General features: G+C 70.5%; 18 protein-coding genes and 2 riboswitches. Of the genes, 5 read left to right on the plus strand and 13 right to left on the minus strand.

The features are described 5' to 3' along the window. Positions 1–376: 376 nt before the first annotated feature. From ACFWY6_RS20395 to ACFWY6_RS20405, 3 genes are all read right to left on the minus strand, one after another. Entirely contained in the window at positions 377–757 is a 381-nt protein-coding gene (locus ACFWY6_RS20395) for a cell division protein SepF (RefSeq protein ID WP_384692159.1), read from the minus strand. A gap of 166 nt (positions 758–923) precedes the next feature. Further along, a complete protein-coding gene (fes, locus tag ACFWY6_RS20400; protein ID WP_384692162.1) occupies positions 924–2354 on the minus strand; it encodes an enterochelin esterase in 1431 nt (476 codons plus the stop codon). A gap of 79 nt (positions 2355–2433) precedes the next feature. After that, positions 2434–3585, minus strand: a complete 1152-nt coding sequence (locus ACFWY6_RS20405; RefSeq protein WP_384692165.1) for an epoxide hydrolase family protein — start codon at positions 3583–3585, stop codon at positions 2434–2436. Between the two features lie 152 nt (positions 3586–3737). Between ACFWY6_RS20405 and ACFWY6_RS20410 the strand changes: the two genes are divergently transcribed. Together ACFWY6_RS20410 and ACFWY6_RS20415 are read left to right on the plus strand one after the other, a co-directional pair. Continuing rightward, entirely contained in the window at positions 3738–4532 is a 795-nt protein-coding gene (locus ACFWY6_RS20410) for an arylamine N-acetyltransferase (RefSeq protein WP_384692168.1), read from the plus strand. Between the two features lie 160 nt (positions 4533–4692). Next, positions 4693–5094 (plus strand): molybdopterin-binding protein, encoded by a 402-nt coding sequence (locus ACFWY6_RS20415; RefSeq protein ID WP_266871399.1) that lies wholly within the window; start codon positions 4693–4695, stop codon positions 5092–5094. Positions 5095–5111: 17 nt separating this feature from the next. On the opposite strand, the gene ACFWY6_RS20420 is transcribed toward ACFWY6_RS20415, so the two are convergent. Next, positions 5112–6083 carry an aminoglycoside phosphotransferase family protein gene (locus ACFWY6_RS20420; RefSeq protein ID WP_384692172.1) on the minus strand — a complete coding sequence of 324 codons (972 nt, stop codon included), beginning with the start codon at positions 6081–6083 and terminating at the stop codon, positions 5112–5114. A 250-nt stretch (positions 6084–6333) separates the two neighbouring features. On the opposite strand from ACFWY6_RS20420, the gene ACFWY6_RS20425 reads away from it, so the two are divergent. Further along, a complete protein-coding gene (locus ACFWY6_RS20425; RefSeq protein ID WP_361825769.1) occupies positions 6334–7197 on the plus strand; it encodes an MEDS domain-containing protein in 864 nt (287 codons plus the stop codon). A gap of 8 nt (positions 7198–7205) precedes the next feature. Further along, positions 7206–7694: an ATP-binding protein gene (locus ACFWY6_RS20430; RefSeq protein ID WP_384692175.1), complete on the plus strand. Its 489-nt coding sequence runs from the start codon at positions 7206–7208 to the stop codon at positions 7692–7694. Here ACFWY6_RS20430 and ACFWY6_RS20435 read toward each other — a convergent pair. The 9 genes from ACFWY6_RS20435 to ACFWY6_RS20475 all read right to left on the minus strand — a co-directional run bounded on the left by ACFWY6_RS20435 (position 7669) and on the right by ACFWY6_RS20475 (position 16705). Beyond that, positions 7669–8538, minus strand: coding sequence for an energy-coupling factor ABC transporter ATP-binding protein (locus ACFWY6_RS20435; RefSeq protein ID WP_384692177.1), 870 nt, complete (start codon positions 8536–8538; stop codon positions 7669–7671). The two genes, ACFWY6_RS20430 and ACFWY6_RS20435, sit on opposite strands and share 26 nt — an antisense overlap. Beyond that, complete coding sequence (gene cbiQ / locus ACFWY6_RS20440; RefSeq protein WP_384692179.1) at positions 8535–9284, minus strand: cobalt ECF transporter T component CbiQ; 750 nt, start codon at positions 9282–9284, stop codon at positions 8535–8537. The genes ACFWY6_RS20435 and cbiQ overlap by 4 nt, the downstream gene beginning before the upstream one ends. Positions 9285–9290: 6 nt before the next feature. Further along, a complete protein-coding gene (locus ACFWY6_RS20445; RefSeq protein ID WP_384692182.1) occupies positions 9291–9653 on the minus strand; it encodes an energy-coupling factor ABC transporter substrate-binding protein in 363 nt (120 codons plus the stop codon). Further along, positions 9653–10345, minus strand: coding sequence for an energy-coupling factor ABC transporter permease (locus tag ACFWY6_RS20450; protein WP_365501586.1), 693 nt, complete (start codon positions 10343–10345; stop codon positions 9653–9655). The genes ACFWY6_RS20445 and ACFWY6_RS20450 overlap by 1 nt, the downstream gene beginning before the upstream one ends. A gap of 28 nt (positions 10346–10373) precedes the next feature. After that, positions 10374–10562: riboswitch (cobalamin riboswitch) on the minus strand. An 84-nt stretch (positions 10563–10646) separates the two neighbouring features. Next, positions 10647–12980 carry a 5-methyltetrahydropteroyltriglutamate--homocysteine S-methyltransferase gene (gene metE, locus ACFWY6_RS20455; RefSeq protein WP_384692185.1) on the minus strand — a complete coding sequence of 778 codons (2334 nt, stop codon included), beginning with the start codon at positions 12978–12980 and terminating at the stop codon, positions 10647–10649. A gap of 176 nt (positions 12981–13156) precedes the next feature. Continuing rightward, positions 13157–13353: riboswitch (cobalamin riboswitch) on the minus strand. A 29-nt stretch (positions 13354–13382) separates the two neighbouring features. After that, complete coding sequence (locus ACFWY6_RS20460) at positions 13383–14315, minus strand: amino acid ABC transporter permease (protein ID WP_384692187.1); 933 nt, start codon at positions 14313–14315, stop codon at positions 13383–13385. Further along, the gene (locus tag ACFWY6_RS20465) at positions 14312–14977 is read right to left on the minus strand and encodes an amino acid ABC transporter permease (protein ID WP_384692190.1); all 666 of its coding nucleotides are present in this window, start codon (positions 14975–14977) and stop codon (positions 14312–14314) included. Before ACFWY6_RS20465 ends, ACFWY6_RS20460 begins: the two co-directional genes overlap by 4 nt. Positions 14978–15052: 75 nt before the next feature. After that, on the minus strand, positions 15053–15892 hold the full coding sequence (locus tag ACFWY6_RS20470; RefSeq protein ID WP_384692193.1) for a transporter substrate-binding domain-containing protein: 840 nt from the start codon (positions 15890–15892) through the stop codon (positions 15053–15055). A 33-nt stretch (positions 15893–15925) separates the two neighbouring features. Continuing rightward, positions 15926–16705, minus strand: a complete 780-nt coding sequence (locus tag ACFWY6_RS20475; protein WP_384692195.1) for an amino acid ABC transporter ATP-binding protein — start codon at positions 16703–16705, stop codon at positions 15926–15928. A gap of 448 nt (positions 16706–17153) precedes the next feature. Between ACFWY6_RS20475 and ACFWY6_RS20480 the strand changes: the two genes are divergently transcribed. Beyond that, positions 17154–17459 (plus strand): hypothetical protein, encoded by a 306-nt coding sequence (locus ACFWY6_RS20480; RefSeq protein WP_384692225.1) that lies wholly within the window; start codon positions 17154–17156, stop codon positions 17457–17459. Positions 17460–17539: the final 80 nt, after the last annotated feature.

Here is a 17539-nt window from a genome sequence, read left to right on the forward strand (position 1 = left end):
GGCGCGCGCCCCCCGCGGGCGCCGCGGGCGGGGCCCCCCGCGGGGGCGGCGCGGGGGGCCCCCCCCCCCCCCCCGCCCCCCCCCCCCCCCCCCCGGGCGCCCCCCCCCCCCCACGGCGCCGCGGTGCGCGGCGAAGGCGGAGAGCCGGAGTTCGGTGACGCAGCTCCGGTCCGGGCCCGACAGTGGCCCGGCGGCCGCCCCCGGGAGGTGCACAGTCATGTCCGGACGGTAGGCGGCGGCGGGTCCGCCGAACCGTTCCGCCCCGATGACCTTCCTACTAATGAGGGATTACCGCCGGAGCGGCCTCCGGCCCGGCCCCGAGCGGCTATGCGCCCGGCCTATGCCCCACGGCCACGGCGTACACAGCGATGCATGCCTACGACTGGGCCGCCGCGACGAGCCCCTGCACCTCGGTGCCGGGCGGTGCGAGCAGGAAGACGTTCTTGTCGACCCGGTGCATCCCGCAGCCGAGGCCGAGGACCACGCCGCTGCTGAAGTCCAGGACGCGCTTGGCGACTTCCGTCTCGGCGCCGGTCAGGTCGAGCAGGACCGGGATCTGGGACATCACCGTCTCGGCGACCTCACGGGCGTCCGCGAAGACGTTCACCCGCATCACGACGAAGCGCCTTCGCGTCTCGGTCTCGGCGTCGGGCAGCGCGCGGTGGCCGGGCCAGGACGGCCATTCGTCGCGGCTGCGCAGCGGTACGACCTGGGCGAGCCCTTCCCACTGTTCGTCGGTGACGTCGTGGCTGTTCAACGCCCCACCCCGTCCTGACTCGCCTTCGGTATCTGCACCGGCCAATTCTTACGCGACCTCACCCGTTCAGCCCAACAGCGACACGGGCGGCCCAAGTGTGACAGGGCGCCCGCGTCAGCGTCGAGAACGGTGCGCGCGGCGGGGGATCGGCTCGGCGGGCCGCCGCTCAGCGGGCGAGCAGGGACACCAGGCCGTCGGCGAGGCAGCCGCGCCAACAGGCGTGATCATGACCGCCGTTGTACGTGTTCCAGGTCGCCAGACAGCCGCGGGAACGCAGCGCCTCGTACAGCCCACGGGTGTGCTCGACCAGGGTGCCCTCGTGCAGTCCGACGTCGATGTGCACGGTGATGGCGCGCCGTTCGGCGGCGTTGAAGCGTGAGATGAGCCACGGATTCCGCGCGGGCGGAACCTCGGCAACGCCCGGCGGAAGTCCGGGGCGCCACCACAGCGACGGGGACTGGGCCAGGACGTTGCCGAACCGCTCCGGGCGCAGGAACCCCGCGTACAGAGAAGTCAGTCCGCCCAGGCTCTGGCCCGCCACGACGGTGCGCGCGGGGTCGGTGGTCAGCGGCCAGCGCCCGGCGGCCCAGGGCAGGAGCTCGTCGGCGAGGAAGCCCACGTAGCTGTCGTGGGCGCCGAGTTCGCGCTGCCGGGTGGGGTTGTCGACGGCGTCGGGTGCGAGGACGGCGAGCGGGGGCAGCGCGCCGTCGGCGACGAGGGCGTCCAGCGTGTCCTGGAAGCCGAGCCGCCCGAACCACATGTCGCCGTCGCACAGCACGAGGACCGGCAGATCGGCCGGCAGTCCGGCCGGGAGTCCGGCCGCATCGGCGCCCGGCGGCAGATACACCCACACGTCGCGCTCGGCACCGAGCACACCCGCGGGCAGCCGGTGCCGCTCGACCCTCCCCCGGGCCACCCCCGCGCGCGGTTCGGCCCACGGCTGCGCGGGGGCTCGCGGCAGCGCGAAGACGGAGCTGTCGCGGGCGAGCCAACGGCCGGGCATCCGACGGGAGTTGAGCGGGTCGGGGGCGGCGTGCGCGGACAGGGAGCGCAGCCGCTCCTGGAGGAGCGCGGCGGAGGCGGGCGGCTGGCCGGGCGAGATGTCGGCGGCCATGCGGTACGAGCCACGGTGATCGGCGCGCAGCCGGTAGCCGACGTACCAGATGTCCGTGCCCGGCAGCAGGCTGAGGCGGGAGGCGGCGAGGTCGTCCCGGTCCCCGATGCGGTTGGCGAGCAGCAGCACCTGCCGGGTGACGCGGTGGCCGCGCCACAGGAACGTCACCGCGCGGTGTTCCGGGTCGCCGTCGACGGACTCGACCAGGGGCGTGCCGCGGCGCCCGGCCTCCGCCCAGAACTCTTCGAGCAGGGCGGCCCGTTCACCGGTGAAGCCGCCGAGGCCGCCGGAGCCGCTGAAGTCGCCGGAGCCGCCCGTGCCGTCAAAGCCCTCGGAGTCATCAAGGCCCCCGGAGGAGTCCGCAAGACCAGCCAGGCGCGCGGCGACCCGCTCGATACAGGGCGTCGGCCCCACGATCCGACGGGGCGTCACATCCGCCGCGAGCACGCCCGCGTCCGCGCTCGCCGCGGCATCCGTACTCATCCGCACACGAAGAGGACCCGCATCGTTCCCCGCCTTCCTGGCCCGCCGCACCTCAACATCAACTTAGCTAAGCCTAACCTTATCTCAACGGCCTGAAGAACGTCCGCAGCTCGTCAGCCACCTGTTCGGGCTCCTCGTGCGCCATGAAATGGCCGCCGCGCTTCGGAGTGCTCCAGTGGCGCAGATCGGTGAAGGTGCGCTCGGCGAGACTCCTCGGGTAGCCGATGTACGCCGGTTCATGGCTGAGGGTGATGGCGCCGGGGACGGTGATGGGCGGCACCGGTTTGTTCAGGGGGTAGTCGTAGTACTGCCGGAAGGACGTGCCGATGCTGCCGGTGGCCCAGTACAGGGTCGCGACCGTGAGCAGCGTGCCCTTGTCCCAGCGGGCTTCCAGATCGCCGCCGCAGTCGCTCCAGTCGCGGTACTTGTCGGCGATCCAGGCGACGAGCCCGGCGGGGGAATCCAGCAGGGCGGCGGCGATCGTGTCGGGCCGGGTGCACATGATCTCGCTGTAGCCCTGGTCGTCCACGTCGTACGCGGCCAGCGCGTCGAGGTACGCCTGCTCCTCGGGGGTCGCGGGCTGCTCGTCGAACTCCGCGGTGACCACCGCCGACGTGATGTGCACCCCCGCCACGTCGCGCGGGTGGAGGGCGCCGAGCCACTGCGTCACACCGCCGCCGATGTCACCGCCGAACGCGCCGAAGCGCTCGTATCCGAGGGTCTCGGTCATCAGCTCGTGCCAGATGTCCGCGACGCCCCTGCGGGTGAACGGCTCGCGCGGCAGCTCGGAGTGGAGGAAGCCGGGCAGCGAGGGGACGACCACGTCGAAGGCGTCGGCCGGGTCACCGCCGTGCGCGGCCGGGTCGGCGAGCCGCTCGGCGACCCGCAGCATCTCCACGAAGCTGCTCGGCCAGCCATGGCTCAGGACCAACGGCAGTGGCGCGGGGGCGCCTTCGGTCCTGCGGCCGCGCAGATGGACGAAGTGCACGCGCCGTCCGGCGACTTCGGCGACGTACTGGGGAAAGGCGTTGAGCGCGGCCTCGGCGGCCCGCCAGTCGAAGTCGTCCGCCCAGTAGGCGACGAGTTCGCGCAGATAGCCGGGGTCGGTTCCGGCCGCCCAGTAGGTGGAGTCGGACGGGACGGTGAAGAGCGTGCGCTTCAGACGCGTACGCAGGTCGTCGAGGACGTCGTCGGAGACGGAGACGCGGAAGGGCGTGGGCTCGGCCGGCATGGTTCCTTCGGGGCAGGGGGTGGCGGGGTGCGGTGGGGAGCGGCCGTCGCCGAGTCGGCAAGGCGAGTCGGCAAAGCGAGTCGGCAAGTCGGCTCCCCGGCAAGGCATTCGACGGGCACGGACATCATGCGCGAACCGGCAGACTGAGGCCCATGGAATTTCTTCAGACGGACGCCTACCTGCGTCGCATCGACGCCGAGCGCCCGGCCGCGCCGACCACGCGGGCCCTGCACGATCTGCACCTCGCGCATCTGCTGGCCGTCCCCTTCGAGAACCTCTCCATCCATCTCGGCGAGGACATCGAACTCACCGACGAGGCCCTCGTCGCGAAGATCGTGGACCGCCACCGCGGCGGGTTCTGCTACGAACTCAACGGCGCCTTCGCGGCGCTGCTCACCTCCCTCGGCTTCGAGGTGACGCGACTGCAGGCCCGGGTGTACGAGCCGTCGGGGCGCCCCGGCATCCCCTACGACCACATGGCCCTGCGCGTACGCACCAGCGACGGGGGCGACTGGCTCGCCGACATCGGCTTCGGCACCCACAGCCACTTCCCGCTGGCCTTCGGCGAGCGCGGCGACCAGTCGGACCCCGGCGGCACCTTCCGCATCCAGGACACCGCCGACGGCGATCTGGACGTCCTGCGCGACGGCAAGCCGCAGTACGTGCTCGAACACCGCCCGCGCGCCCTGGCCGACTTCACGATCGGCGCCTGGTGGCACCGCACATCGCCGCTGTCCCACTTCACCCGGTCGCTGGTCTGCTCGCTGCTCACCGGGACCGGTCGGATCACCCTCAGCGGCCGCACCCTCACCACCACCGTGGCCGGTCAGCGCGAGACCGCCGAGCTGGCCACGGACGCCGATGTGCTCGACGCGTACGCGACGCATTTCGGGATCGCGCTGGAGCAGGTCCCCGAGGTGAGGGGTCGGGCACCCGAGGCCGGGTGAGCGAACGCACGGGCGGGGCGAGGCACGGCCGACGAGCCCCGCTCGGGCCTTCGCCCCGCTCGGGCCATCCTCCAAGGAGAGTGGCATCTGCCAGCATCTGCCATGGAGATTCACCCAGATATGTTGTAAATGCCAGATGCGGTTGCCTATCGTGTCGCGCATGCAGTCCTACACCATCGGGCAGGCGGCCCGTCTGCTCGGCGTCAGCCCCGACACCGCACGTCGCTGGGCGGACGCCGGGCGGGTCGCGACCCATCGGGAGGAGGGCGGCCGTCGGCTCATCGACGGGCGCGATCTCGCCGCCTTCTCCGTGGAGGTCGGCCAGGGGCAGGCGGGCGGTGACGAGGACGACGTCTCGTACACCTCGGCCCGCAACGCCTTCCCCGGCATCGTCACCGCCATCAAGCTCGGCGACGTGGCGGCCCAGGTCGAGATCCAGGCGGGCCCGCACCGGCTCGTCTCCCTCCTCACCCGGGAGGCCGTCGAAGAACTCGGCCTGGAGGTCGGCATGCAGGCCACCGCCCGCGTGAAGTCCACCAGCGTGCACATCGACCGCACCTGAAAGCCGCGGCCGCGCCCCTAGGAGAGGCGCGACCCGCGGGAGGCCCCGAAGCGGTCGTGGTCGGCGAGGACCGCCTCGATCACGCGCCGGCAGCCGGCGGCCTGTTCGGGATCGGAGTCGACGCACTCGGTCAGCGTCAGGAGGGTCTTCCACAGCGACCAGCCGCGCGCCCGCGCCCAGGTGTCGTCGTCCTGGCCGACCGCCTGCCGGAAGGCCTCGCGGCTGTCGCCGGAGAACATCCCCCACGCGATGACCAGGTCGCAGGCCGGGTCGCCGACCCCCGACGTGCCGAAGTCGATGACGGCGGTCAGCCGGCCGTCGGCGACCAGGAGGTTGCCCGACGCGATGTCGCCGTGGAACCACACGGGCGCCCCGCGCCACTCCGCGGCGAGTGCCGCGTCCCAGACGGCGGCGGCCCGGCCGATGTCCACCCCGCCGCCGCCGGCCCCGCGCTCAGCCCCGCCCTCACCCCTGCGCTCAAGTGCAGCCAGGCAGCGGCGCGTCTCCTCGTCGTAGTACGCCGGTGACGCGCCCCGCCACCAGCTGTGCGCACCGGCCTGCGGACCGCCGGTGGCGTCGCAGCGCTGCAGGGCGCGGATGAAGTCGGCCACCGAGACGGCGAAGCGCTCCATGTCGTCGATGCGGTCGTGCGCGGCCGTCTCGCCGTCCAGCCAGCCGCGGACGGACCACGGGAAGGCGTATCCCTCGCCCGGTTCGCCCTGGGCCAGGATCGGCGGAACGGCCACCGGCAGGCCCGGCGCGAGGCGCGGCAGCCAGTGGTTCTCCTTGGCGACCGCGGGGGCGTAGCCGGCGGCGGTGGGCAGCCGGGCCGTCATGGCGTCGCCGATGCGGTACGTGCGGTTGTCCCAGCCGTCGGCCTCGACCGGCCGCACGGGCAGCTCGCTCCACTGCGGAAACTGGGCGGCGATCAGGCGCTTCACCAGGGCGGCGTCGATTCCGGCGCGGCCGTCGGGGGGATTCGGGGCCATGGGCCGATCATCGCGTCGGCCGATCGCGCGACGCAACGCGATTTCGATCTGCGGGAACGCCCTTGCCCCGACGGCAAGTTGCGGGAACGTCCTTGCCCCGACGGCAAGTTGGCAGAACCCGTCCATGCCGGGCGCCCTTAATGATCACGCGTACTGATCACGCGGACCGACCCGGAACCGACGGGAACGACTTCGGACAACTGCGATCAGCGGCGGCACGGCCCCGCCGCCGCCCCTAGGGTCTGCCCTCATGGACGCCAGCTCCGCGACCCGGACGGTCTCCGTCACCCGTATGAACGCCGGCGACCACGCCTGCCTGGGGTTCGACGACGACGAAGACCGCTGGGAGCTCCGCGCCGCCTACACCGACATCGGCCTGTCACGGGGTGAGCAGGTCATGCTCTTCACCGACCCGGCGACCACCCCGGCCGTCGCGGCCGAACAGTTACGCATCCGCGGCTTCCCCGTCGAAGCGGCCCTCTGCGAGGGGCAGTTGGTCGTGGTCAACGAAGTGCCGGGTTACGACCCGGACAGCGGCTTCGACCCGGTCGAGCGCGCCCGCACCTGGGTGGAGCTCACCGAACAGGCCCGGCACAAGGGCTTCTCGGGGCTCCGGGTGGTCGGCGACATGGCCTGGGCCGCCGAACCGGGCGTCGACCACGACCTGTTGGTCTCCTACGAGACCGATCTCTCCCCGCTCTTCGCCGAGATCGGCTTCACCGCCATCTGCGAGTACGACCGGCGCAGGTTCGACGACGCCCTCCTGGACCGCATCCGCCGGGCCCACCCCAAGAAGGTCCTGCACCGGCTCGGCGCACTGGAAGTCACCCGCACGGGCGGCGAGCTGCGGATCGCCGGAGACGCCGACCTCTGCACGCGCGAGGAGTTCGCCACGGCCCTCACCCACGCCCTCACCGGTCCCGGCCGCCCGGGGGCGCTCGATCTCTCCGAGCTCTGCTTCATCGACGTACACAGCGCCGCTCTGCTGGTGCGGCTCGCGCGCGGACTCCCCCGCGACCAGCGGATCACGGTCCGCGTCCGACCCGCGCAGAGCAAGGTGATACGGCTCTGCCGTGCCGCCGAAGTCCCTCAACTCGTCCTGGCTGAAGGGTGATCCGCGCAGTGATCCTCAACCGCGGCATCGACAGCGACGACTACGGGGGCGACCGCGGCTCCCGGACGAACCCCCGCGATCCCGCTCGGGACCGGCCGCCGCCGCTGGAACTACCCTTCACCATCGGTGACTTGGCGCGACTGCGCCATCAGGTGACCCGCAGGGCCGAGAACGCGGGCCTCTGCGACCCCCGGCTCGGCGACTTCGTGCTCGCCGTGCACGAGGTCGCGAGCAACGCGATCGTGCACGGCGGCGGCAAGGGCCATATCCACCTCGACCACACGGACGACGGCCTGCGCTGCGTCATCACCGACAACGGACCGGGACTCGCACGGCCACTGAACGGCCATGGCATCGACATCGACATCGGCAGCTCCGTGGACGACGAGGCCGAGAACGGCCGCGGCCTGTGGCTCGCCGAGGCGCTCGCCGACCGCCTCGACATCACGGTCGGCGACACCGGCACCACCGTCACGCTGGTGGCACTGCTGCCCTGAGCGCCAACTCCTCGGGGGTGCGCGGCCCGTCGTCCGTCTCCGCGAGCAGCCCGTGCGCGTGCAGCAGATCGCGCACGGCGATCCCCCACGGCAGGTGGAGGCCTGCCTGGGACAGCAGATCGCGCCGGGCCAGCGACTGCGCGACCGGCCCGGTGCGCACCCCCGAGGGGGTGAGCAGCGCCGCGTCGTCCGCCCAGCGCAGGGCCAGGTCCACGTCGTGGGTCGCCATGACCACGGTCGTCCCCGAGTCCCGCAGCCGTTGCAGGGTGGCGAGGAGGCGTTCCTGCCCGTCGGGGTCGAGCCCCGCGGTCGGCTCGTCGAGGATCAGTACGCGCGGGCGCATCGCCACCGCACCGGCGATGGCGGTCCGTTTGCGCTGGCCGTAGGAGAGCAGATGGGTGGGGCGGTCGGCCAGGGCGCCGATGTCCAGTGCGCCGAGCGCTTCGGCGACCCGTGCGCGGACCTCCGCGTCGGGCAGGCCGAGGTTCAACGGGCCGAAGGACACGTCCTGTTCGACCGACGCGGCGAACAGCTGGTCGTCCGGGTCCTGGACGACGAGCTGAACGGTCGTACGCAGCCGCGTAAGACCCTTGCGGTCGTACGTCACACGGCTCCCGTCGACCGTCAACTCACCGGCATCCGGGCGCAGTCCACCGCTGAGCAGCCGCATCAGGGTGGTCTTGCCGCTGCCGTTGCGTCCGAGCAGCGCGAGGGCACGTCCCTCGACGATGTCGAAGTCGAGGCCGTCGAGCACGGTGGGGCCGTCCTCGTACGCGTACGAAGCCGCGCGCAGAGCCACCAGGGACTCGCCCCGCGGCGTGGGAGGAGCGCTCGGCTCGCTCATGGAAGAAGCCTTTCGAGTACGAGGGTGAGGGCCACCAGGGCCACGAGAAGTGCCGCGCTCGCGGTCACGAAGGGCCGGGAGACCCGGGCCTCGGGCACCAGCACCCGCAGCGTCCCGTCGTAGCCCCGTCCGGCGAGGCCCGCCTGCAGCCGGCTCGCCCGGTCGAAGGCCCGCACGAACGCGGTGGCGCCGAGCCCGGCGAGCGACCGCCAGGTGGCGGCCCGGGTGGTGTGCCCGAGCCGCGCTGCCTGCGCCTGCCGGATCCGCGTCATGGAGTCCAGGAGCAGAAAGCTCATCCGGTACGTGACGAGCGCCACGTCCACGACCGGCGCCGGCACGCCCGCCTTGACCAGGCGGGGCAGCAGGTCCGACATCGGCGTGGTGAAGGCGAAGAGCAGGACGCCGAGGGAGGCCGCGGAGGTGCGCAGGAGCAGACCGCCCGCGCGCGCCGGGCCGCCGTCGGCGAGCGTGATGAACCCTTCCGGGCCTGCGATCTGGATGAGCAGGGTCAGGGCGCCGGTGACGCAGAAGCCGAGCGGTACGCGGTAGGCGCGCCACAGCTTGCGGGGCGGCACGCCCGCCGGGCCGAGCAGCACGGCGAGCGCGGCGACCAGGACGAGGGCGGCGCCCGGCCAGGGCGGCAGGGAGACCGCGAGGGCGGTGAGCCCGAGCCCGAGCACGGCCTTGTCCACGGGGTGGCGGCGCCGCCAGCGACTGCTGTGCGCCGCCGCGTCGATGGGCAGCACGCCGGCTCAGACCTGCTCGGTCTGGGGCCGGGTGTCCTCCGCGTCCGCGCCCGCAGCCTCCGCCAGGGCACGTTCGGCACCCTGGCGGCGTCCCTTGCGCAGCCCGAAGTAGTAGGCGAGGACGCCCGCGCCGAGCGCCGCCTGGAGGGAGAAGAGCGCCGATTCGATCTCCCCGGACGGGGGTTCGTACAGGGGCGAGAACCACGGCTCGTACTCGGGGTCGTTCTCGGTGATCGCCGTCTCCGCCTGGGCGTCGGCGCCGGTGAACGGCTCTTCCTTGTCGTCGCCGAGGCCGAGGGCCAGGGGCAGCACAGCGAGTGCGGCGACGATGAGCAGGAGCAGGGTGTTGATCTTCGCGTTGCGGCTCATCAGGCACTGGCCTCCGTCTCGGACTTCTTACCCTGGAGCAGCACGCCGAGCCGGGTGAGCTCGCCCTTGCTGGACTGCACGAGGAGCCGCATCACCAGGACGGTGAGCAGTCCCTCGCTGACCGCAAGGGGGATCTGCGTGACGGCGAAGATGCCGCCGAACTTGCCCAGGGCGCCGATGAATCCGCTGGAGGGGTCGGGGAACGCCAGGGCCAGCTGGACGCTGGTGACGCAGTACGTCGACAGGTCGGCGACGAACGCCCCGAAGAACACGGCCACCATGAGCGGTACGTCGTATCTCTTCAGGAGCCGGTAGACGGCGTATCCGGCCCATGGCCCGATGATCGCCATGGAGAACACATTGGCGCCGAGCGTGGTGAGCCCGCCGTGGGCGAGCAGCAGAGCCTGGAACAGAAGGGTGATGGTGCCGAGCACCGTCATGATCGGCGGCCGGAACAGGATCGCGCCGAGCCCGGTCCCCGTCGGATGCGAGCAACTGCCCGTAACAGAAGGGATTTTCAGGGCGGAGAGGACAAAGGTGAAGGCTCCGGACGCGCCGAGGAGCAGGGTGCTCTCGGGGTGCTCCTTGACTTCACGGGTGAGGGAACGGACTCCGTGGACGACGAACGGCGCGGACGCGACACTCCAGGCGATCGCGTGCGCCGGGGGGAGGAAACCCTCGGCTATGTGCATGGCTGAACAGACCTCTCCAGCACCTCGTGGATGGACAACGCGCCTTGACCGGTCTCCTGGCTGACGGGTCGTACCGCCCGGACTCCGCCTTCCCGGGTACGTGAGCACCCAGTGGCTGCCCCGCAGGGGGCTGGAGCCGGACTTTCCCGATCACAGTGGCGAGGGCCGCACCGGCATCACACCGGATTTCCCGAGCACCAAGGCGTGGTGACACTAGTGCGCCACGTGAGGCGTGACAACTCGCACGGCGGGCGCAGTGGTGGCACACGCAAGCGCACACCACCACCGCGTACGCCCCTGGTCAGAGGGTGGAACGGAGCTCGCGCGCGGCGGCGACCAGGTTCTCGAGGGCGGCGCGGACCTCGGTCCAGCCCCGGGTCTTCAGACCGCAGTCCGGGTTGACCCAGAGCCGCTCCGGCGCGATCGCCTCAAGTCCCTTGCGCAGCAAGGCAGTCACCTCTTCGGCGTCGGGCACGCGCGGGGAGTGGATGTCGTACACGCCGGGCCCGACCTCGCGGGGATAGCCGGACGCGCCGAGTTCGTCGGCGACCTGCATGTGCGAGCGGGCCGCCTCCAGGCTGATGACATCGGCGTCGAGGTCGTCGATGGCCTGGAGGATGTCGCCGAACTCGGCGTAGCACATGTGGGTGTGGATCTGGCTGTCCGGCCGTACGCCGCTCGTGCTGAGCCGGAAGGACTCGGTGGCCCAGGCGAGATACCCGCCGTGGTCGGCGGCGCGCAGCGGCAGCGTCTCGCGCAGCGCGGGCTCATCCACCTGGATCACCGAACTCCCCGCCGCCTCCAGGTCGTTGACCTCGTCGCGCAGGGCGAGCGCGACCTGGCGTGCGGTGTCGGCGAGGGGCTGGTCGTCGCGGACGAAGGACCAGGCGAGCATGGTGACCGGGCCGGTGAGCATGCCCTTGACCGGCTGCCGTGTGAGCGACTGGGCGTACGCGGTCCAGCGCACCGTCATCGGCTCGGGGCGGGAGATGTCGCCGGCCAGGATCGGCGGACGGACATAGCGCGTCCCGTAGGACTGGACCCAGCCGTGCTGCGTGGCGAGATATCCGGTGAGCCGCTCGGCGAAGTACTGCACCATGTCGTTGCGTTCGGGCTCGCCGTGCACCAGGACGTCGATGCCGGTCTTCTCCTGGAAGGAGATGACCTCGCGGATCTCGGCCTCGATGCGCTCCTCGTACGTGGCCGCGCCGATGCGGCCGGCGCGCAGGTCGGCGCGGGCGGTGCGCAGTTCGCCGGTCTGCGGGAAGGAGCCGATGGACGTCGTCGGCAACAGCGGAAGGCGCAGCCGTTCGCGCTGGGCGGCGACCCGCTCGGCGTACGTCTGGGAACGGCGGGTGTCCGCGTCGGTGACGGCCGCGGCGCGGGCGCGCACCACCGGGTCGCGGGTGAGCGAGGAACTGGCGCGCGAAGCCAAGTCGGCGCGATTCGCGGCGAGTCGGGCGGCAATGGCCCCGGTTCCTTCCCCCAGGCCACGGGCGAGGGTGGCGATCTCGCCGGTCTTCTGCCGGGCGAAGGCCAGCCAGCGGGCGATCTGCGGATCAAGCCCCTTCTCGGCGTCGGCGTCCAGCGGGACGTGCAGCAGGGAGCAGGAGGCGGCCACGTCGACGCGCCCGGCGAGCCCGAGCAACGTACCGAGCACGGCCAGGGACTTCCCCAGGTCGTTGATCCACACATTGCGGCCGTCGACGACGCCGGCGACAAGACGCTTGCCGGGCAGACCGCCGACGGCGGCGAGATCGTCGAGATTGGCGGCGGCGGGCCCGGTGAAGTCGATGGCGAGGCCGTCGACGGGAGCCTTCGCGAGGACGGGCAGGGCCTCTCCGAGCCGGTCGAAATAGGAGGCGACGAGCAGTCGGGGCCGGTCGGTGAGCGCGCCGAGATGGCGGTAGGCCCGGGCGACGGCGTTCAGTTCGGCCGGGCTGCGGTCCTGCACCAGGGCGGGCTCGTCCAGCTGAACCCACTCGGCGCCCGCGGCCCGCAGATCGGCGAGGACCTCGGCGTACACCGGAAGCAGCCGGTCGAGGAGCGTCAGCGGCTCGAAGTCCGGGGCGACGCCGGGGGCGGGCTTGGCGAGCAGCAGATAGGTGACGGGACCGACGAGGACGGGCCGCCCGGTGTGCCCGAGCGCGACGGCCTCGGCCAGCTCGGCGACCTGCTTGCGCGAGTCGGCGCCGAACACGACATCGGGCCCCAACTCGGGCACGAGATAGTGGTAGTTGGTGTCGAACCACTTGGTCATCTCAAGGGGCGCCACGTCCTGGGTGCCGCGTGCCATGGCGAAGTACCCGTCGAGCGGATCGGCTTCGACGGCGGCACGATGACGGTCCGGGACGGCGCCCACCATGACGCTGGTGTCCAGGACATGGTCGTAGTACGAGAAGTCCCCGGTCGGCACTTCGTGAATCCCGGCGTCGACGAGCTGCCGCCAGTTGTCGCGGCGCAACTCGGCGGCGGTCCGGCGCAGTTCGTCCGCGCCGACCCGCCCCTTCCAGTACCCCTCGATGGCCTTCTTCAGTTCCCGGTCGGCGCCTTGCCGGGGATAGCCGTACACGGTGGCCTCGGCAGTGCGGGCCGCGGATGTGCCGGTGGATGTGTCGGTGGATGCGGCGGTCACGGAACTCTCCTTCGCGAGTACTCGTCCTGATTCCCGGGACGGGACGAGGGCGCGAAGAAAGGGCGAGGAAGCCGAGCCCCTGGCATGGGATTGCCCCTGGGTGGGGATGCTCGCTTCCGCCGCCGACCCGCCCTCGAGGTCACCGAGATGCCGTGCGCTCCTTCGCGCACGGGCAGTGGCAGGTCTTCGGACTCACGGGCCCGCCGAGCCCTCCCGAAGGAGGACGAGGCACCTACTGGCCGTCGCTTCCCGGATCCGCAGGCGAATCCAGTGCGTATGACGGCGGTCGTTCCCGCTCACCGCTGCGGGGCAGTCCCGGATTCCCACCGGGTTCCCTCTTACGACGCGCCTGCCTGGCGGACAGGGCGAACCAGCTGCGTGGGGCAGCCTATACGTACGTGGTCACTTGCTGGAGGTGCCGTCCGTTCCCCCGAGATCGTCACGGCCCAAGTGCTCGCCCGGTGTCGCAAGCGTCTCGACCGCGTCCGCGGTGACCACCGCGCCGGTGGACTTCTTGCCGCGCCGCAGCCTGCCTTCCAGCCAGCTCGCGAAGGATGTGAGCGCGAAGTTCAGTACGACGAAGATCACCGAGACCACGGTGAAGCTGGCGATGGTGTTGGCGCCGTAGTTCGCGCTCATCGGGCGGACCGACGCGAGGAGTTCGGAGAACCCGATCAGCGCGCCGCCCAGCGCGGTGTCCTTCACGATGACCACCAGCTGGCTGACGATCGCCGGGAGCATCGCGGTGACCGACTGCGGCAGCAGCACGTGGCGCATGACCTGGTTCTTGCGCATGCCGATCGCCTTGGCCGCGTCGGTCTGGCCGCGGGGCAGGGACAGGATTCCGGCTCGTACGATCTCCGCGAGTACGGAGGCGTTGTAGAGGACGAGACCGGTGACGACGGCGTAGAGCGGCCGGCTGGCGGGGCTGATGTCGGTGTACTCGGAGTACGCCGCGTTCGCGAAGAGCATCAGGATCAGCACCGGGATGGCGCGGAAGAACTCCACGACGGTGCCCGCCGCGCCCCGCACCCACCAGTGGTCCGAGAGCCGGGCGATGCCGAACAGCGCCCCGAGCGGCAGCGCGATGACCATGGACAGTGCAGCGGCGATGAGCGTGTTCTTGAGCCCCGGCAGGATGTACGTCTCCCAGGCCCGGGAGTCCGTGAAGAAGGGCCGCCATTTGACCCACTCGAGCTGGTTCTTGTCGGCGAGGCTCTGGACCACCCACCAGATCAGGGCGGCGAGTGCGATCAGGAACACCACCGTGAGCAGCACATTGCGCCGCTTGGCGCGCGGCCCCGGGGCGTCGTACAGGACGTTCTGCGCACTCATCGCCTCACCGACACCTTCTTGCTCACCCAGCCGAGGAACAGCCCGGTCGGGAGGGTGAGGCAGATGAATCCGAACGCGAAGATGGCGGAGATGAGGATGAGTTGAGCCTCGTTCTCGATCATCTCCCGCATCAGCGCCGCCGCCTCGGCGACGCCGATCGCGGCGGCCACCGTGGTGTTCTTGGTCAGGGCGATCAGTACGTTCGCCAGTGGGCCCACCACGGAACGGAAGGCCTGCGGAAGAACGATGAGCCTCAGCACCTGGGGGAAGTTCAGGCCGATGGCACGCGCCGCCTCCGTCTGGCCCATGGGCACCGTGTTGATGCCGGACCGCAGCGCCTCACAGACGAACGACGCGGTGTAGACGATCAGACCGAGCACGGCGAGCCGGAAGTTGATCGTCGTGAAGTCGTCGGCGCCGAGGGTGACGCCGAGCGTCTGGAACAGGCCCAGCGAGGTGAAGACGATGATCACGGTGAGCGGGATGTTCCGGACCACGTTGACGTAGGCGGTGCCGAAGCCACGCATCAGCGGCACGGGACTGACGCGCATGGCGGCCAGCACCGTTCCCCAGATCAGGGCACCGATGGCGGAGTAGAAGGTGAGCTGCACCGTCACCCAGAAGGCAGCCAGCAGGTCGTAGCCTTCGAGAAAGTCGAACACGGTCTCCCGGCCTTCCGCGTACGTGAAGGGGCGACGCGCGCCGCCGCGAGGACGGCGCGCCTCGGGTCACCCGCCTCAGCTGACGATGACGCCGATCTTCGGTGCGGGCTCGTTCTTGTAGTTGGCCGGGCCGAAGTTCTTCTTGACGGCGTCGTCCCAGGCGCCGTCCTTGACCATCTTCTCCAGGGCGGTGTTGATCTGCGCCTTGAGATCGCTGCCCTTCTCTACGCCGATGCCGTAGTTCTCGTTGCTCAGCTTGAATCCGCCGAGCTTGAACTTGCCCTTGAACTCGGGCTGCGCGGCATAACCGGCGAGGATCGAGTCATCGGTGGTCAGGGCGTCGATGACCTTGTTCTCCAGGCCGGTCAGGCACTCCGAGTAGCCGCCGTACTCCTGCAGCTGGGCCTGCGGCGCGATCTTGTCCTTGACGTTCTGCGCGGATGTGGAGCCCGTGACCGAGCAGAGCTTCTTGTTGTTGAGGTCCGCGGGCTTCGTGATGGAGTCGTCGTCCGCCCGGATCAGGACGTCCTGGTGTGCCAGGAGGTAGGGGCCTGCGAAGTCGACCTTCTTCTCGCGCTCGGGGTTGATCGAGTACGAGGCGGCGATGAAGTCGACGTCACCGCGCTCGAGCAGCGTCTCGCGGTCGGCGCTCTTGGCTTCCTTCCACTCGATGTCGCCGGGGTCGTGTCCCAGCTCCTTGGCGACGTAGGTGGCCACGTCGACGTCGAAGCCCGTGTACTTGCCGTCCGGCGTCTTCAGGCCGATGCCCGGCTGGTCGAACTTGATGCCGATGGTGATCTTCTTGCCGTCCGAGCTCGTGTCGCCGCCGCCGTCGTCGTCCGAACTGCAGCCGGCGGCGGTCAGGGACAGCACGAGCGCAGCGGCGGCCGTGACAGTGACCTTGTGAAGCTTCATGGTGATCATTCCTAGTGCTCAAGGCCCCCCGGATCAGTGGTGCAGGATCTTCGAAAGGAAGTCCTTGGCCCGCTCGCTGCTCGGGTTGCTGAAGAACTGCGCGGGGGTCGTCTCTTCCACGATGCGGCCATCCGCCATGAACACCACACGGTTGGCGGCCGAACGGGCGAACCCCATCTCGTGGGTGACGACGACCATGGTCATTCCGTCATGGGCGAGCTGCTGCATCACCTCGAGCACCTCGTTGATCATCTCGGGGTCGAGCGCGGAGGTCGGCTCGTCGAAGAGCATGATCTTCGGGTCCATGGCCAGCGCTCTGGCGATCGCGACGCGCTGCTGCTGGCCACCGGAGAGCTGCGCGGGGTACTTCTCCGCCTGGGAGCCGACGCCCACCCGGTCGAGCAGTTGACGCGCCCGGTCCTCGGCTGCCTTCTTGTCCTTCTTACGCACCTTGACCTGGCCGAGCGTCACGTTGTGCAGCACGGTTTTGTGCGCGAAGAGGTTGAAGGACTGGAAGACCATGCCCACATCGGCCCGCAACGCGGCCAGCTCACGGCCTTCGTCGGGCAGGGGCTTTCCATCGATGACGATCTCACCCGAATCGATGGTCTCCAGGCGATTGATGGCACGGCACAGCGTGGATTTCCCGCCCCCGGACGGCCCGATGACGACGACAACCTCGCCACGGGCAATGGTCAGGTCGATGCTCTGGAGGACATGCAGCTCGCCGAAGTGTTTGTTGACGCCGCTCAGCACAACCAGATCGCCTGTGGCCGGGGTGGGAATTTCATTGGTCACGGCTACTCCGCTCATCGGCTTTCATACTCCGTCTTCCAGGAGGAAGCCGCACGCCGAGAGCGGCGCAAGGTAGAAAATGCAGGTCAGGCCCCCTTTGCCGCCGGTTCAATGATCGCCACGCACATCGTCGGCCACCTGGAGCGGCCGCGTCACATCCGCGGCCTCCTCCAGAACCGCACGCAGCCGCACACCCCCGACACCAGCTGCTCTGCTTCAGCGACACCGGCTTCACCGACGACCTGCGAGAAACCGCTGGTCACACCTCGACGGCACTACTGCGGCCGTCCAGTTTCATCCCGCCTCCGCGAGCGAAGACACGGGACGCGTCGCCGTGAGTGACGCCGAATCGCTCAGGCAGTTCCTTCGTATGAGTTCCTCGAACTTGGCGGCCCCAGAGTTTCCCGAGAGGCCCCCTCTCGTTGATCCGGGAGAACGAGGACCGGATTTCCTGGAAAGGAACACGATGAAGAAACTTAAGGCTGCTGCCGTTGCCGCCGGCTCCCTTGCCATTGCCGGCGCTGCTGTTCCCGCCTCCGCGGTGGACCTGCCGGCGCACGGCCTCCTCGACAACGGTAAGACGGTCGCCAGCAGCCTCCCCAACGCCGCCAAGCTGCCGACCGGTTACGTGGGCAACAACGTGAAGAGCACGGCGGACAAGGTAAAGACCGTCGCGAAGGAGTCGGGGGTGGTCAAGACCCCAGTCTTCGGTGGCACCCTGCCGAACCCCATCGACGGAAAGCTGCTCGGGGGACTTCCGCTCGACAAGTGAGTTCGCCGCTCACCGGCTCAATGCTCGGCTCGGGGGGGGGGGGCGGGGTGTGGGGGGGCGGCCCCGCGGGGGAAAAGGGT

It is taken from the genome of Streptomyces sp. NPDC059037 (assembly GCF_042740015.1).
GTDB lineage: Bacteria > Actinomycetota > Actinomycetes > Streptomycetales > Streptomycetaceae > Streptomyces.

What these genes read in the sequence shown, in the direction of transcription:
- ACFWY6_RS20445 (WP_384692182.1), bottom strand. Translation starts at nt 9,653, where the DNA reads ATGAGCCGCAACGCGAAGATCAACACCCTGCTCCTGCTCATCGTCGCC.
- ACFWY6_RS20410 (WP_384692168.1), top strand. Translation starts at nt 3,738, where the DNA reads ATGGAATTTCTTCAGACGGACGCCTACCTGCGTCGCATCGACGCCGAG.
- ACFWY6_RS20415 (WP_266871399.1), top strand. Translation starts at nt 4,693, where the DNA reads ATGCAGTCCTACACCATCGGGCAGGCGGCCCGTCTGCTCGGCGTCAGC.
- fes (WP_384692162.1), bottom strand. Translation starts at nt 2,354, where the DNA reads ATGAGTACGGATGCCGCGGCGAGCGCGGACGCGGGCGTGCTCGCGGCG.
- ACFWY6_RS20450 (WP_365501586.1), bottom strand. Translation starts at nt 10,345, where the DNA reads ATGCACATAGCCGAGGGTTTCCTCCCCCCGGCGCACGCGATCGCCTGG.
- ACFWY6_RS20405 (WP_384692165.1), bottom strand. Translation starts at nt 3,585, where the DNA reads ATGCCGGCCGAGCCCACGCCCTTCCGCGTCTCCGTCTCCGACGACGTC.
- ACFWY6_RS20425 (WP_361825769.1), top strand. Translation starts at nt 6,334, where the DNA reads ATGGACGCCAGCTCCGCGACCCGGACGGTCTCCGTCACCCGTATGAAC.
- ACFWY6_RS20435 (WP_384692177.1), bottom strand. Translation starts at nt 8,538, where the DNA reads ATGAGCGAGCCGAGCGCTCCTCCCACGCCGCGGGGCGAGTCCCTGGTG.
- ACFWY6_RS20480 (WP_384692225.1), top strand. Translation starts at nt 17,154, where the DNA reads ATGAAGAAACTTAAGGCTGCTGCCGTTGCCGCCGGCTCCCTTGCCATT.
- ACFWY6_RS20460 (WP_384692187.1), bottom strand. Translation starts at nt 14,315, where the DNA reads ATGAGTGCGCAGAACGTCCTGTACGACGCCCCGGGGCCGCGCGCCAAG.
- ACFWY6_RS20420 (WP_384692172.1), bottom strand. Translation starts at nt 6,083, where the DNA reads ATGGCCCCGAATCCCCCCGACGGCCGCGCCGGAATCGACGCCGCCCTG.
- ACFWY6_RS20470 (WP_384692193.1), bottom strand. Translation starts at nt 15,892, where the DNA reads ATGAAGCTTCACAAGGTCACTGTCACGGCCGCCGCTGCGCTCGTGCTG.
- ACFWY6_RS20475 (WP_384692195.1), bottom strand. Translation starts at nt 16,705, where the DNA reads ATGAGCGGAGTAGCCGTGACCAATGAAATTCCCACCCCGGCCACAGGC.